The organism is Candidatus Delongbacteria bacterium, from assembly GCA_020634015.1.
Classification (GTDB): Bacteria; CAIWAD01; CAIWAD01; order CAIWAD01; family CAIWAD01; genus JACKCN01.
Map to the genome: position 1 here is coordinate 483,807 of JACKCN010000002.1, position 15,345 is coordinate 499,151.

Annotated in this window: 12 protein-coding genes; 10 read left to right on the forward strand and 2 right to left on the reverse strand. The window is 61.1% G+C overall.

The annotated features are described in order from the left end of the window. Positions 1–39: 39 nt before the first annotated feature. Entirely contained in the window at positions 40–273 is a 234-nt protein-coding gene (locus H6678_06095) for a hypothetical protein (GenBank protein ID MCB9473363.1), read from the reverse strand. 504 nt (positions 274–777) lie between these two features. On the opposite strand from H6678_06095, the gene H6678_06100 reads away from it, so the two are divergent. The 7 genes from H6678_06100 (at position 778) to H6678_06130 (ending at position 8,546) form a co-directional block, all read left to right on the forward strand. Then, positions 778–2,436 carry a SpoIID/LytB domain-containing protein gene (locus tag H6678_06100; protein ID MCB9473364.1) on the forward strand — a complete coding sequence of 553 codons (1,659 nt, stop codon included), beginning with the start codon at positions 778–780 and terminating at the stop codon, positions 2,434–2,436. A gap of 54 nt (positions 2,437–2,490) precedes the next feature. Next, a protein-coding gene (gene prfB / locus H6678_06105) for a peptide chain release factor 2 (GenBank protein ID MCB9473365.1) occupies positions 2,491–3,589 on the forward strand; the annotation gives its coding sequence in 2 pieces (ribosomal slippage) (positions 2,491–2,562 and positions 2,564–3,589; 1,098 coding nt in all). 37 nt (positions 3,590–3,626) lie between these two features. Next, complete coding sequence (lysS, locus tag H6678_06110; GenBank protein MCB9473366.1) at positions 3,627–5,183, forward strand: lysine--tRNA ligase; 1,557 nt, start codon at positions 3,627–3,629, stop codon at positions 5,181–5,183. Next, complete coding sequence (locus H6678_06115) at positions 5,180–6,415, forward strand: ABC transporter permease (protein MCB9473367.1); 1,236 nt, start codon at positions 5,180–5,182, stop codon at positions 6,413–6,415. Before lysS ends, H6678_06115 begins: the two co-directional genes overlap by 4 nt. Continuing rightward, complete coding sequence (locus H6678_06120; protein MCB9473368.1) at positions 6,402–7,091, forward strand: ABC transporter ATP-binding protein; 690 nt, start codon at positions 6,402–6,404, stop codon at positions 7,089–7,091. Before H6678_06115 ends, H6678_06120 begins: the two co-directional genes overlap by 14 nt. Before the next feature lie 43 nt (positions 7,092–7,134). Next, on the forward strand, positions 7,135–7,521 hold the full coding sequence (locus tag H6678_06125; protein ID MCB9473369.1) for a hypothetical protein: 387 nt from the start codon (positions 7,135–7,137) through the stop codon (positions 7,519–7,521). After that, a complete protein-coding gene (locus H6678_06130) occupies positions 7,518–8,546 on the forward strand; it encodes a hypothetical protein (GenBank protein MCB9473370.1) in 1,029 nt (342 codons plus the stop codon). The genes H6678_06125 and H6678_06130 overlap by 4 nt, the downstream gene beginning before the upstream one ends. An 11-nt stretch (positions 8,547–8,557) precedes the next feature. On the opposite strand, the gene H6678_06135 is transcribed toward H6678_06130, so the two are convergent. Continuing rightward, on the reverse strand, positions 8,558–9,193 hold the full coding sequence (locus H6678_06135) for a hypothetical protein (GenBank protein MCB9473371.1): 636 nt from the start codon (positions 9,191–9,193) through the stop codon (positions 8,558–8,560). A gap of 966 nt (positions 9,194–10,159) precedes the next feature. Here H6678_06135 and H6678_06140 point away from each other — a divergent pair. The 3 genes from H6678_06140 (at position 10,160) to H6678_06150 (ending at position 15,261) form a co-directional block, all read left to right on the forward strand. Beyond that, positions 10,160–11,227 carry a HAMP domain-containing histidine kinase gene (locus H6678_06140; protein ID MCB9473372.1) on the forward strand — a complete coding sequence of 356 codons (1,068 nt, stop codon included), beginning with the start codon at positions 10,160–10,162 and terminating at the stop codon, positions 11,225–11,227. A gap of 83 nt (positions 11,228–11,310) precedes the next feature. Next, positions 11,311–13,635 (forward strand): HAMP domain-containing histidine kinase, encoded by a 2,325-nt coding sequence (locus tag H6678_06145; GenBank protein MCB9473373.1) that lies wholly within the window; start codon positions 11,311–11,313, stop codon positions 13,633–13,635. A gap of 183 nt (positions 13,636–13,818) precedes the next feature. After that, entirely contained in the window at positions 13,819–15,261 is a 1,443-nt protein-coding gene (locus H6678_06150) for a sigma-54-dependent Fis family transcriptional regulator (GenBank protein MCB9473374.1), read from the forward strand. The last annotated feature ends 84 nt before the right edge of the window (positions 15,262–15,345 follow it).

Genomic DNA, 15,345 nt, shown 5'->3' on the forward strand with positions numbered 1-15,345 from the left:
GCCATTCGAACAGAATGGTCCACGCGTCGACGCACTCCCTCAGGCCAGTCGCTCGCGCAGGTCCAGATAGGGCAGACCGTCAGCCAGTGCCTTGGCCACCACCGCCAGCAGGTTTCGGGTCTGGTCCAGGTCCCCGCCTTCAATGATGATCTCCTCCCGTCCCTTGAAGAACAGGCCGAAGGTGTCGCTGTGCATGATGGGGCGAACCGTGATCGATTCCACGCGGGAAGAGTCACAACTGAACAAGTGGGTCGGACTGGATTGAATCCACATGGGGGCCTCCTGAAGTATGACTCGCCAACTTAGCCGATTTCTGGCGCTCCGCGTACCGGAATCTCAGCAGCAGCGAGAAAAGGCGCTTTCCGGGGAGGAAAGCGCCCTGACGTTTTGGGGTATGTGTCCAGGAGGATGGCGCACATATCCAAAGTGCCTCGCACCAAGCTTATTGCAATCGGTGTGCCAGAATGACATGCAGCCCACGATCCGATTTCAGCTTGGAAGTTCAGCACTTGCTGGCTTTGAAACTGTCTCCGTGCCGCGATCGCACCCTGAATCGGGTGTGACTTGCCTGTGGGCCCGGCATGATTTTCCCACCTCCGGGGGGCTGAAAGCGGGTTTCTTGATTGTATAGAGCTTGAACGATAGATTCTCAAGCTTTATTCGCGCGTCCGGAGCTTTGCCCGGCGTGTTCTGAGAATGCTTGTCCCAATCCGGCCGTTTGGTTTCACCCGCTGCGGAAAATCAAGTCAACAGGTCCCCCAGCCAGCGAGGTCTGCCGTGAGCATGGATCCGGAAACACCCCCGGTCCTCGTCATCCGCGATCCCGAGCGTCCCCTGCATCTCAAGTCCCGTCCCTTGTTGCGGATCGGCTTGGCGCAGGGGCTGCAGAAGATTGATTTCAAGGTCAACGGTCCCTTCCGGCTGGAAAACCTCGATGGCCATACGGTGCACGCCTCCAATGGGTCCGAGTTGCGCTGGAGAGCGCGCTGCCAGCAGACCCAGTCCGCCCAGTATCACACCAGCGTGCTCGTCGACAGCTTTCACCACGAACCCCAGGCCCTTGCCCTGGCCCGTCGCCTGCTGGATCAGGGCTACGATGCCTGGATCCGCTGCATCGGCATGCCCGTGCATTTCGAGAACGGTGTGCAGCACAATGCGCTGCGCTTCCGTGTGCTGGTGGGGCGTTTCGAGAACGAGAGTCAGGCTGCCGATGTCCAGACCCTGCTCAACAATGACTGGCGGCCCCGGCTGGTGCGCGAGAAGACCGCCGAGCCCACGGGACGTGTCGAGTATCTCGATGCCGAGCTGAGCCAGCACCAGGAAGTGGAGCGCGGACTGCGCCTGGTGCCGGGTGCGCCCGACGGGCTGATCAGCCTGTTCCAGCTGCCGACCCTCAAGGGCGAGCAGGACGAATACCTCGAGGACCGTCAGTACAGCGGTGTCATCGAGTTTCGCGTGGACAATGGCGGCATGCTCTCGGTGATCAACGAGATCCACATCGACCGCTATCTCAAGGGAGTGCTGCCCGCCGAACTGGATCCGGCCTTTCCGCTGGAAGCCCAGAAGGCCCAGGCCGTGGTCAGCCGCAGCAATGTGCTCTGCATGCTGGGCCTGAAGCACATGAATGATCCCTTTGATTTCTGTGCCTTCGCCCACTGCCAGTGTTACAGTGGCACCACGCGCGAACAGGAACTGTCCAGCAATGCGGTGCTGGAAACGTCGGGTGAGGTGATGGTCTGGAACGAGCAGGTCTGCGATGGCGTATCCACGGTCTGCTGCGGAGGCCATTCGGAGTCCAAGGAGAACATCTGGTCCACGCCCCCGCAGGACGTGCTCAGCGGGCGGATGGACGTGATGGGCTCAGCCCAGAAGCGCAACGGGCTGGACCTGTCCAGCGAGTCCGTCTTCCGGGAATGGGTTGACTCGCCGCCCGACGTGCTCTGCGACCTGCGCCGCAGCGACCTGGGCGTTCTGGAAGACTGGTCACGCCGTTATTTCCGCTGGCGCGAGGAACTGCGCCGTCAGGACCTGGAAGAACTCATCCGTCGCAAGACCGGGGTCGATCTGGGCACGCTCTTCGAGATCCTGCCGATCAGCCGGGGAATGAGTGGACGCCTCAAGGAACTTGAACTGATCGGCAGCCGTCGCAACCTGCGGCTGCAGAAGGAACTCAAGATTCGCGAAGCCCTGGCGCCCACGGCCCTGTTCAGCAGCGCGTTCTGGGTGGAAAGCAAGGGCAGCGAAGCCGGCGTGCCCACCAGCTTCGTGTTTCACGGAGCCGGGCGCGGCCACGGTCTGGGGCTCTGCCAGCTGGGCGCGGCCGCAATGGCCCTGAGCAAGCAGACGTACGACAAGATCCTGCTCCACTATTTCCCCGGTGTCCGCCTGATGCCCTTCTACACTCTCCGGCCCGAGTCGGTGGAGCACAACGCCTGAACCCGCAGACCGGCCGCCGGACCCAGCGTTCGGCGGACCCAAGCCGAGAGACCCATGACATCCAGTGAACTGAAACGCCTCCAGGAAGAGAATGCCCGTCGTCTGACTCAACTCCGGAGGAGTCTTTGACTACGACGGCAAGAAGAGCCGTGTCGAGGACCTGGAACAGCAGAGCCTGAATCCCGATCTCTGGAACGACCCCGCGTCGGCCCGTACCCTGCTCAAGGAAGTGGCGGAACTCAAGCTGGTCGTCGAGGGGCTGGAACGGGTGAGTGGCGACAATGAGACCCTGGCCGAGTTTCTCGAGATGGCCTCGGAAGGCGAACTGGGCGAACTCGAGGAGCTGGGTCTGCGTGTGCGTGCGCATGTGGATGAGATCGAGCTCAAGACCATGCTGTCGGGCGTGGATGATGCCAGGAACGCGATCCTGACCATCAACCCCGGGGCCGGTGGTACCGAGTCGGAAGACTGGGCTGCCATGCTGACCCGCATGTACCGCAGTTTTTTCCTCCAGCAGGGCTGGAAGACCGAAGTGCTGGATGAGCAGCCCGGGGAAGTCACCGGGGTCAAGCTGGTCACCTTCCATGTGTCGGGCAAGGATGTCTACGGCACACTGCGCTCCGAGATCGGTGTGCACCGGCTGGTGCGCATTTCCCCCTTCGACAGCCAGGCCCGTCGCCACACGAGTTTCGCCTCGGTCTATGTCTATCCCGAGCTGGATGACGAGATCGAGATCGTGATCGAGGACAAGGACCTGCGCGTGGACACCTATCGCGCCTCGGGGGCCGGCGGCCAGCACGTGAACAAAACCGACAGCGCGATCAGGATCACGCACCTGCCCACCAACATCGTGGTGCAGTGCCAGAACGAGCGCAGCCAGCTGCGCAACCGCCAGTCCGCCATGAAGATGCTGCAGGCGCGGCTCTACGCGGCCCAGCGCGAGGAAGAGCGAAAGCGGCTGGCCGAGCTGGAAGGCAAGAAGGCCGACAACACCTTCGGCAGCCAGATCCGCAGTTATGTGCTGCACCCCTACAACATGGTCAAGGACCACCGCACGGGTCAGCAGACCAGCGACACGGGCGGAGTGCTGGATGGCGACCTGCTGCCCTTCATCCGTGCCTTCCTGTTGAACCCCGACTACAACCTGGGCTGATCTCCGCGCGAGCATCCGCCCCAGCCAGAGGATCACGATGGATTCCAATACCCCCGGCACACCCGTTCCGCCGCGTGCCCCCAAGCTGCCCCCCGTCTTTCGCCAGCGCCTCGAGAAGGTGGACAAGCTGCGCTCGATGGGCGTTGAACCCTGGCCCTGGACCTGGGAGCGCAGCCACCGGGTGAGCCAGTTGCTTGAAGATTCCGACGGCTTCGTGACCCGGGAGACCGAGGTGCGGCTGGCCGGCCGCCTGATGGCCTGGCGCCGGATGGGCGGGGCAAGTTTTGCCCAGCTGGAGGATTTCTCCGGCAAAATCCAGCTGTTCATCCAGAGAGAAACGGTCGGTGCCGATAGCTTTGACATCATCAAGCTCTTTGACATCGGCGACATAGTGGGAGTAAGGGGAACGGCCTTCGTGACGAAGACCGGCGAGTTCACCCTCAACGTGGTGGAAGCCACGCTGCTGGCGAAGAACGTGCACCCCCTGCCCGCTGTCAAGGAAAAGGACGGCCAGGTTTTCGACGAGTACAGTGACAAGGAAGCGAGATACCGCCAGCGGTACATCGATCTGCTCGTCAATCCCGGAGTGCGTGAGACCTTTGTCCAGCGCACCCGGATCATCTCGCTGATCCGCCATTTCCTCGAGGAACGGGACTACTTCGAAGTGGAAACCCCGATCCTGCAACCGGTTTATGGTGGAGCGGCGGCCAGGCCCTTTGTGACCCATCACAACAGCCTGGACATGAAATTGTATTTGCGGATCGCCAACGAGTTGTATCTCAAGAGGCTGATCGTCGGAGGCTTCGAGCGCGTCTTCGAATTCGCCCATGATTTCCGGAACGAGGGAATCGACCGCTTTCACAACCCCGAATTCACCATGATCGAACTGTACTGCGCTTACAAGGACTACCATTACATGATGGACCTGGTGGAAGAGCTGGTCAGTTCCCTCGCGGAGAAACTGCTGGGGCACACGGAAGTGGACTGGAACGGACACCGCATCCAGCTCAAGGCGCCCTGGCGCCGGGCCACGATGATGGATCTGATCCAGGAAGCCACCGGCCAGGATCTTCTGGGAGCACCGCGTGCGGTGCTGGAGGAAGCGGCCCGCAAGGCGGGCGTCGAGGTGCTGGCCTCGCACAGTGATTCCACCCTGCTGGATGGCATCTTCGGTGAGAAGGTCGAACCCTTCCTGATCCAGCCCACCTTCGTGATGGATCACCCGGTGGAGATGAGCCCCCTGGCCAAGCGCCATCGTCACGACGCGCGTCTGACCGAGCGTTTCGAGGCGGTGGTGGGCGGCAAGGAACTCTGCAATGCCTTCACCGAGTTGTCCGATCCCTTCGACCAGAAGTCACGCTTCGTGGAGCAGAACGAGCTGATCGCCCGGGGTGACCTGGACGCCCAGCCCTACGACGAGGATTTCATCAAGGCGCTGGAAGTGGGCATGCCGCCCACGGCCGGGCTGGGCATCGGCATCGACCGTCTGGTGATGCTGCTGACCGGTCAGGATTCCATCCGTGACGTGATCTTCTTTCCCACCCTGCGCCCCGAAGGCGGTGCCCGGAAAAGCAAGGACAACAAGCGATCGTGAGATCCATGGGCTGGGAGCTGTTCGTAGCCACACGCCAGTTGCGCTCCGGACACAGTCTCGGATTCATCTCGGTGATCACCTGGTTCTCCGTGCTTGGCATCACCATCGGCACGGCGGCACTGATCATCGTGATCTCCGTGATGAGTGGTTTCGAGACCGAGGTCCGTGACCGGATCATCGGGCTGGACGCGCACGTGCGGGTCCGTTCCTACCTTGAAAGCGGCATTGTCGATCCCTCGACCGTTCAGACCATTCTTGCCGGGATTCCCGAAATCCAGGCCAGCAGCCCCTATATCCTTGAAAAGGGCATGCTGAGCCATCGGGGGGCCACGGAAGGAGCGGTCATCCGGGGAGTGGATCCCGAGAGTTATTCGCGTGTCACGGATCTTTCGCAGCACACGATCGACGGCGTGCCCGACCTGGTGACCCACCAGGGCAGCCTGCCACCGATCGTGCTGGGGCGTTACCTGGCGGCCAATCTGAGTGCGACGCCCGGTGATACCCTGCTGTTGATTTCCCCCGTGGGCGTGGTCAGTGCCTTCAGCCAACCCGTCGTGAAGCGTTTTGTCGTGAGTGCGATTTTCGAACTCGGGATCTACGAGTTCGACGATGTGATCGCGATGGTGTCCATCACCGAGGCCCAGTCCCTCTTCCGCATGGGAGAATCGGTCACGGGTTTCGAGTGCCGACTGAAGGACCTGGATCGCGCCAGTGCCGTGAAAGCGGCCATTGAAGAACAATTGCAGTACCCGTACTGTGCCTGGACCTGGTTCGAGATGCACAAGAACCTGTTCAGCATGATGAAACTGGAAAAGTGGATGATGTTCATGATGCTGCTGCTGATCCTGCTGGTGGCGGCGTTCAACATCGTGGCCACCCTGACCATGACGGCCATGGAGCGCAGACGCGACATCGGCATACTCAAGGCCATGGGAGCCAACCGGACCAGCATCCGCAAGGTCTTCGTGATCCAGGGTCTGGTCCTGGGCGGAGGCGGCACCCTGCTGGGTACGGCCATTGGTCTGCTCGTTTGCTGGATCCAGATTCGCTGGCAGGTGCTGAGCCTGCCCCCGGACGTGTATTTCATCAATGCTCTGCCCGTCGAACTGCGTCCTCTGGACATTGCCCTGACCAGCCTGAGTGCCCTGGTGCTGAGCCTGCTGGCGACCCTGTATCCGGCCAACCGGGCGGCAAGCCTGGACCCGGTGGAGGCGATCCGTGACGCAGACTGAGTCCACCGTGGTATTGAGTGCCCAGCAGCTGGGCAAGGCCTTTCCGATTCCCGGAGGAGAGCTGCGGCTCTTCGAAGGGCTGGATCTTGACATCCACAGCGGCGAACTGCTGGCTGTGACCGGACGCAGCGGGGCGGGCAAGTCCACCCTGCTGCACATCCTCGGGGGCATGCAGGCCCCCAGCGAAGGCCGGGTGCTTGTTGGCGACGAAGACCTGTACCGCTGTGGTGAGAAGCGGCGTGCGGCGATCTGCGGCCAACGATTCGGATTCGTGTTCCAGTCCCATCACCTGCTGCCCGGCTTCGATGCCCTGGAGAATGTGCTGCTGCCCGCCGCGATCGCGGGGACGGCCATGCACACCGCCAGGGAACGTGCCCGGTGGCTGCTGTCACGTTTTGGCCTGTCGGGGCGCGAAGATCATCTGCCTTCCCGGCTGTCCGGTGGCGAGTGCCAGAGAGTGAGTCTGGCGCGGGCCCTGGTCAATTCCCCCTCCATTGTGTTTGCCGATGAACCGACCGGAAATCTGGACCTGGCCAACGCGGACAGTGTCCTGACGGCTCTTTCCGAGGTGGTGCGCGAAGACGGCGGCAGCGTCGTGATCGTGACCCACGACCCGCGCGTGACCCAGGTCGCGCACCGGGTGCTGTCTCTGGATGACGGTCGAATCAACGGATAACGTGTGGACGTCCTCGGGCGCTCCGCACAAGTGGAGGTGTCCGATGATTTGCCAAGGTTGCAATCAGAATCCCGCAGTCGCGGAACGGGGCATCGGTCCCCACCGACTGCACGTGTGCATCCAGTGCCTCGCGCGCCCCGGACTGCACCATCTAACCCACTGGCGGCTCACGCTGCCCTCGCCCGACACGCGGCGCTGTCCCACTTGTTATCTGGGCTGGGACGAGTTCGCCCGCACTCTCCGCTATGGCTGCCCCGACTGTCGCACGGCCTTCGAACCCGCGCTGGCCTCGCTGCTCTCCGCCTTGCACGACAGCCCCGGAGAACGTCCCACGGGATCACGCGAAGTCCAGGAGATCGAACTCTCGCTGGCGCTGCTGATCGAAGACTATGAACTGGCCGCGCGCCTGAGAGACGAGATGGACCAATGAATACTGACGAATTGATTCCCACCCTGCGCCGCCGACTGCCCGCCTGGTCCCCCGCGGACTCGGGAGAACTGCTGTACGGTCGCCTGCGCCTGAGCCTCAACCTCAACGGACTGCCCTTTCCCGCGCGACTCGGCTCGGCGGAACGGCAGGCCCTGCACAGTTATGTGCTGGGGCGTGAGGATCTGCTTGAAGGCCTGGAGTTGCGCTGCACCCTGGGCGAAATGCCTCCCGATGAGCAGGAGTTCCTCGAGGAACGCTGGCTGGCCGAGCCCGGTGGCATCGGTCAGGGCGACGCGGAGCTGCTGCTGGCCTGCGACGAGCACGGCGGCATGCTGGTGGGAGCCCATGATCACCTGAGTTTTCATGTGATCGGCACATGCGAGGAATTGCTGAGCGGACTGAACTGGCTGGACAGCCGCCGCCGCATGCTGGAGCAGAGCCCGGGCCTGGCCCTGGGACGTCAGGGCGAACTGGTGGTCAGCTCACCCTTCCTCTGCGGACACGGCACCCTGCTCTCCCTGGTGTTGCACCTGCCCGGCCTGGCCTGGTGGGGCCAGATCGAGAGCACGCTGGATCCGCTGTACGACGAAGGCTTCAGCTACCGCACCTGGCAGGAAGGCTTTGGCGACTTCATCCTGCTGGAGAACCTGAGCGCCCAGAACGATCCCGACCCGCGCACCCTGCTCAACCGCGCCCTCGAGATCCTCAACCCCGTCTTCGCGCGCGAGTCCAACGCCCGCGCCGAGCTGCGCGCCCACCGCGAGCTGGAACTGCAGGACCGGATCCACCGCGCCCTCGCCCTCTGCGCCGGCAGCCGGATGATGTCCTACAGCGAGTTCGTCGAGCACGCCTCGATGCTGCGCCTGGCCAGCCAGATGGGCCACAGCCTGCCCTGCCCGATCAGCCCCCTGCTGCTGGAACTGGCCCCCGCCCACCTCCAGCAATCCTCGGGCGAGAGCGGCGACGGCCGCCGCATGGCCCGCCTGCGGGCGGATCGGCTGCGGGAGGTGTTTGGAAAGGGCTGATGATCTGCGACTCACTTTGGATTGACAGAACGACCCGACACTCCTGAATGGATTGTCGGGCCGTTCTGTTCTGTTCTGCCGCACAGGACCTGCAAGGATTCGGCGGCGCCCTTGAAGTCTCCTGGAAACACATGCATTGCTCTGGTGTGGGCGATTCGTGCGTTTGGCAGTATCGATTCTGGCTGAACCATTCCAGGTCTTGTTCCCGCCGTCCGATTGGTCCATATTGAGGAACGTTCCTGTCGCTTCAAGAACTCCCCGGACCCATTGTGCCAGACCCTGACCACAGCCCGCGCCTGCGACGACGAAAGCTGTTCCTGCAAAGCTGGCGGGATGTGCTTCTCCGGGGACTCAGCAGTCTGCTGGCCTTCGGTTGCCTGTTCGGGGTCATCGCTGAACTGTGGTTGAATCCATCTCCGCCCTTCGCTCTCGAATTGCTCGAAACCCGCCACGCATCCTCCAGTGTCACCTTTGCGGATATGGATGGTGACGGCTTGCGGGATCGCCTGATCGCCGTGGAGGATTCGGCCTATGCAGCCTCTTTCATCACTCTGTACGGAACACATGATTTGCGCAGGGGGGAGGCGCAGACCTACTTCCGCGGCAAGCAGATCATTGGACGGCTGTCCGTGCTGCACGATCGCCATGGGCACCTCCTGCTGGTTGCCAATACGGTGGAAGACAGCCTGGCGCGCATTGGTCTGGCCCTGGAAGATTCCACGGGTCAGACAGTCTGGCATGACATACTGGTTACGCCGATCACGGCTGAGCAGCGCCGCCGCAGGATCTTTCCGATGGCTGCCCAAGCTGTCTGGACCGCGGATTCAACACGAATCGTGCTGCCTGTCTTCGGGAACTATCAGTCCTGGCGTGGAACGATCGTTGTAGACCCAGCGCATCCATCTGACCCCATGATGTTTCCCAACGGACTCGGCATGCAGGAGATGTCGGGGCCAATTCCGGCACCCAATGGACGAGCATGGTTCGCCTGCGGCCGCAGCGCGGCTGGAAACAGGGTTCTGCTTGGGGGCTTTGAAGATGATCACGCCCGCGTACACGGATTCGACCCCGATTCCGGTTACACCACCTGCCTGGATCTGATCGGATTCAAGGATCTCACCTATGCAAGCATTCCCGGAAATCCTCGTGTCCTGATTCTGGTGTCTGGGTATGAAAAGGGAAATCAAACTGTAGCGGATTGCTTCATCTGGAATCCGGTCAGTGATTCACTGCTTTGGAGTGGTGTGCTCCATGCGGGCCGAGGTCAGTTCCAATTGATGGGTGAGTCCATCTGGTTTCTGGGCGAAGATGGAGGCCTGTGGACGCTGGCTCCCAACGATTCGCAACCACGGCAGAATGCACGGTTGCCGTTGCAGGATACGTGGACGAGTCGGCCCGTGGGCGGAGCATGGCTTTCTGTCACCCCAGCCAAACATGCCAAGTTGTTCAGCCACGAGGGACGGCAGCTCGCGTCAATGCCCTTCGATGCGAGGGTGTTGTCTGCTGCTCTCGAAGAGGGGCATGTGCTTGCTCCAGGATCCATCCTCCTGATTCATTGTCTATCCACGAACGATCTGTATACGGTCCTTCGTTTGCGACTCCTGGAGATCCCGTTGATCGAACGGGTGATGTCAAACGCCTTGTCCCGCTGGGCGCTGGCCATAGCAAGTCTGGTTTTCCTTCTGCTGCTGGCCCGCAGGCTTGGCACCCAGGAAACTCTGTTGCGTCAGGTTCTGCAACCGGGCAATCGTGCTGTTGGAATCTTCGATGGATCGTTGCGGCTGGTCTATGAGAACTCAGCTTTCGCCGAGGAGCTGTCCGATCCAGCCCGAGTCGCATCTTTGTTGTCTCTGGCCGATGGATCACAGCCGGCTCCACTGCGCCTGGAGGATGGACTCCGCCGGATGATCTGGCATCGCCGGCTGCATGTGCGCAGCCGTGGACGAAAGCCCTGGACCATCCTCGAAGGAGAAGACCTGAGTCTTGAGCGCGAGAACGAGCAGCAGCGACTCTTCCTGATGAAACTGGCCGTGATGGCCCACGACCTGAAGGCACCTCTCACGCCCATCCGCCTGCAGGCCGAAGGTATTGAAGATGCACTGCCCATGTTGCCCCCTGAAGTGGCAGGGAGAGTGCGACACGCCCTGGGCGAGATCGACCGTCAGGTCGAACGCAGCCTGCAGCTGATCACCCGCTTCATGGGCATGGCCCGAACCGAATTCGAGCTGAGTCCCGTAAGCCTGCCCGACATCGCGCGAGCTGCAATGAACGAACTTGAGAGCATGGGATGGCCCGAGCTTGACACACGCCTGGTGTACGACAGCTCAGTCAGCCATGTGGCCGAAGCCGAAGGCGATGTGCTCCAACTGGCTCTCTTCGAGCTGCTGTTGAACGCGGCTCAGTCAATGGAAGGTCAGGTCAGTCTGCTGCTGACTCTGAGCAGTGGTCATGAGGGCAGCACTCTGAGAGTTGAGGACAATGGCCCGGGTATTCCCGAAGCCGATCTGGCACGCGTGCTTGAGCCCGGCTACACCACGCGCGCCAAGGGCACCGGATTCGGCTTGTACTTCGTCAAACGAGTGCTGGAGAGGATGGGTGGCGGAATCGAGATTCACAATCGACCTGAGGGAGGTGTCGCGGTTCGGGTGAATCTGCAGGCGCCAGGCAAGGAGTCACGATAACGTCGCGCCCCTGGATTCAAATCCGCCGAAGGAACTTTTTCCTGCAATCCCTCGGCAGCTGGTTGCTGCGGGGAGTCGGGACATTGCTTCTGTTCGCGCTGGTCGCAGGCCTGATTGGCGAGCTGTGGCTCAAACCAAGCCCCTTGTTGACAGCCGAGGTCCTCGAGGAATCCGATGTCGTCGAACCCTTCGGGACCTTTGACTTCAGCAACGACGGCTGGCTGGACTGGGTGTCACACACCATGAATCCGTCGTACAAGGCCAGCTTGGTCGTCAACATGCTCCCGGATGACTCAAGCCGGGCTGAGGCGGACTTCCAGTTCTATTTTCCTGGAAAGCATGTGGTGGGTCAGGCGGACCCGGTACAGGCAGCGACCGGGATCCTGATCCACACCACGTCGCGAACTGACTCAACCGTCTGGTTCTCGCGACTGACGATTGACAAGGAAGGGCATTCTTCAAGAGAGGACACCCTGCTGTTCGATGGAACACGAGCAGACTTGTCCAATATTGCATTTCCAGCCATTTGCGGTTTGCCGATCCGCTTCCCGGGGACCAGCCGCCTGTTGATTCCACTCTGGGGAAACTTCATGGCCTGGCGTGGTGCCGTCATCACGGACATGCAGGACTTCAGTCACCTCACGCTTGTCCCGGCCGGAGTGGGGATGAGCCTGGCAGATACCCTGGCCGTACGCATGCCGGATGGACGGCAATTGCTGCTGGCATACGGCAGTGGCTCGAACAACGGCAACACACTGGGCGGCTTTCCTGACACGGGCAGCTGGATGTTTCTGGTGGACCCAGACAGCGGTATTGTCAGGCACAGGCACATGGCTGCATTCAAGAGCATGCGTGCGACTCTGTTTCCGGATCAAAGGCATGTCATGCTGACCGGTGGCCAGCTCTATGATGGACAGGAAGCCACACCGACCCTTCTGGTCTGGGACAGCTGGACCGATTCTCTGGCACTCGCGGAAAAATTGCCACTGCAGAATCCAACACAGCCGGTTCGTTGTGGAGATGAGCTTCTCTGGTTCGACGGAGAACATCAGGTCTGGGTCGCGACACCTTCCCAGTTGCGGGCACGAAAACTCTACGAGTTGCCGCTGAGCCGTTTTGCCACCGTCCGCTCCAGCGGAGACAGCTGGGTGATCTGGGACGGTGCGAACATGGCACTTGTCCGTTGCCATGATGGGCGATTGCTCATGCGCTTGCCAAGTTCCATCAAGGGGGGGCGAGTATGGTTGGAGCAGCCGCCTGCGGCGGATCTTCCCCGGCGCTTGACCTGGCTGCGAAGCACGACACAGATCGGAATCAGTCGCGCCAGGACCTTTGTGCTTCAGCCTGTGTCATTCATCCATCGCTGGATCACACACCCTTTCCTGCTCGCGAGCTTGTTGCCGGGTATCGTGGTTTTCCTCTTGCTTCTGGGAATCCGGATGTTCGCCCAGGAGAGACTGTTGCGCAGGTTGGTGCCCCAGCAGGAGGCCGCGACCGGACTGCTGGACGACCGGAATCGTCTGGTGTATGCCAATGATCTGCTGGAGGAGATCCTCGAGGACAACGGAGATCGGATTCCGGATCCGGAATGGCTGTTGGCGCAACCCATGGAAGCCCAGTACCGAGGCCGGGATCTGCGCTGGAGCATGCGTCAGGTGCCACGTCGATTCGGGAGCTCCTGGATCCAGTTGATGGGCAATGATGTCACTCATGCACGCGAGAATGAGCAGCAACGCTTGTTCCTGATGAAACTGGCCGTGATGGCCCACGACCTGAAGGCACCTCTCACGCCCATCCGCCTGCAGGCCGAAGGTATTGAAGATGCACTGCCCATGTTGCCCCCTGAAGTGGCAGGGAGAGTGCGACACGCCCTGGGCGAGATCGACCGTCAGGTCGAACGCAGCCTGCAGCTGATAACCCGCTTCATGGGCATGGCCCGAACCGAATTCGAGCTGAGTCCCGTAAGCCTGCCCGACATTGCGCGAGCCGCAATGAGCGAACTGGAGAGCATGGGCTGGCCCGAGCTTGACACACGCCTGGTGTACGACAGCTCAGTCAGCCATGTGGCCGAGGCCGAGGGCGATGTGCTCCAACTGGCCCTGTTCGAGCTGCTGTTGAACGCGGCTCAGTCAATGGAAGGTCGGGGCAGACTGCTGCTGACTCTGAGCAGTGGTCCTGAGGGCAGCACTCTGAGAGTTGAAGACAATGGCCCGGGCATTCCCGAAGCCAATCTGGCACGCGTGCTTGAGCCCGGCTACACCACGCGAGCCAAGGGCACAGGATTCGGCTTGTACTTCGTCAAACGGGTCCTGGAGAGGATGGGTGGCGATCTCCTCTTGAGCAATAGCGGAGCGGGCGGGCTGACGGCCATCGTCACATTCAAGGGCCAATCGTCCGCTCGGTCCTGAGTTGATCATTGTGCTCTTGCATGGCTGCGCTGCCGTTGCGGAAACTCCTGCGCCAAACCGTCACCAGACTTTCCACAATGCCTGCTCGCCAGTACAATTTCATTCAAAACAATCAGTTGCCCGAATGATGGCTGCACGCATCAATTGGCACGGTTCTCGCCAATCCCTGAGGAGATGACTCCAATGATGACCCACTCCGACTCCAGCCCGGATACGCACGACCCATCGCTGGAAGATGATGGTCTGCGTGGCCGAGTGCTGATGATCGATGACGACCCCAGCATCTGTGAGGCGATTCGAAGCCTGCTGTCACCGTACGCCATCCGCTTTCGATCCTGCCTGGATCTGGCGCACGGACATCGGGAATGTACGGAGTGGAAGCCCGATGCCCTGATCCTGGATCTGGACTTCAGGGGCCAGCAGGAAAGTGGTCTGGATCTGCTGGCACGCTTGCGTGCTGAAGGGCTGGATGTGCCGGTGCTGATTTTCACCAGTGAAGTCAGCGTACAGAACTTCCAGCAGGCGATCCGCCACGGCATCTTCAATTTTCTGGCCAAACCGATCCGTCGCAATCCTTTTCTCATTGCCTTGCGCGGTGCGCTTGAGAATCAGCGACTCAAGCGGGAGCGCATCTTCCGGCCAACGGATGATCCAGTGTTGGGCATCAGTTCTCCAATGCTGGAACTGAAAGCCCGGCTGCGCAACATCGCGCCCTGGGAGAGTCCGGTGCTGATCACGGGGGAAAGCGGGACCGGCAAGGAACTTGTCTGTCGTGAGCTGCAGCGTCTGGGGCCTCGCGCAGACAAGCCATTCCGGGTCTTGAACTGCGCAAGCCTGCGCGCCGAAACCATTCGCGACGAACTCTTCGGCCACGAGCGCGGAGCCTTCACGGGAGCCGATCACAAACGGCCCGGGATGGCTGACGAAGCCGATGGGGGCATGCTCTTCCTGGACGAGATCGGCCTTCTTCCCATCGAGACCCAGGGGGTATTGCTGCGCTTTCTTCAGGAGGGTGAGATCCATGCCCTGGGCAGCAACCAGGTGAGGCGTGTGGATGTACAGGTGATCGCCGCCACCAACGAGGACCTGAGGGCCCGCGTGCAGGAAGGTGAATTCCGCCAGGACCTGTATGAGCGTATCTCGATCCTGCAGCTCCACTGCCCTCCTTTGCGTGAGCGCGGGCGTGACATCCGCCTGCTCGCCGAGGCTTTCCTGTATCAGGAACTGAGCAAGCGCAGCCTGCCCTTCCGTCCGATCAGTGAAGATGTGCTCCAGTTCCTAGAAACACGTCTATGGCCTGGCAATGTGCGCCAGTTGCACAACACCGTGCTCAATCTGATCGTGCACTACTATCACCAGGAAGGCCAGATGGGAAGCCCGGCTGAACTGATGGCCTTGATCCCGGCGCTTTCACAATCAAACGATCACACTGCATCCTCGCTTGTATCAGTTGATCCTCTGTCGGTATTGGTTCCGGACATAATGCCGTACATCGAGGCGAAGCGCGTGTTCACTCGCGCCTACTTCCACAAGGCTGTGGATGCATTGAATGGAAACATAACGGCGGCAGCGAAAGCTCTGGACGTGAACCCTTCGACAATCCATAGAGCATTCATGAACTATTGAACTTGCAACACATGAGCACTCATTTGCTGAAGTGATAGAGACATGAAAACGAATTGCATCGGGAGGAGGTGCGTGAAAGATCCT

Excerpts from the sequence above, each read along its gene's own strand:
- H6678_06095 (MCB9473363.1), bottom strand. The coding sequence starts at position 273 with ATGTGGATTCAATCCAGTCCGACCCACTTGTTCAGTTGTGACTCTTCC.
- lysS (MCB9473366.1), top strand. The coding sequence starts at position 3,627 with ATGGATTCCAATACCCCCGGCACACCCGTTCCGCCGCGTGCCCCCAAG.
- H6678_06125 (MCB9473369.1), top strand. The coding sequence starts at position 7,135 with ATGATTTGCCAAGGTTGCAATCAGAATCCCGCAGTCGCGGAACGGGGC.
- H6678_06130 (MCB9473370.1), top strand. The coding sequence starts at position 7,518 with ATGAATACTGACGAATTGATTCCCACCCTGCGCCGCCGACTGCCCGCC.
- H6678_06135 (MCB9473371.1), bottom strand. The coding sequence starts at position 9,193 with ATGGCGATCGTGCAGCACGGACAGCCGTCCAATGATCTGCTTGCCGCG.
- H6678_06150 (MCB9473374.1), top strand. The coding sequence starts at position 13,819 with ATGATGACCCACTCCGACTCCAGCCCGGATACGCACGACCCATCGCTG.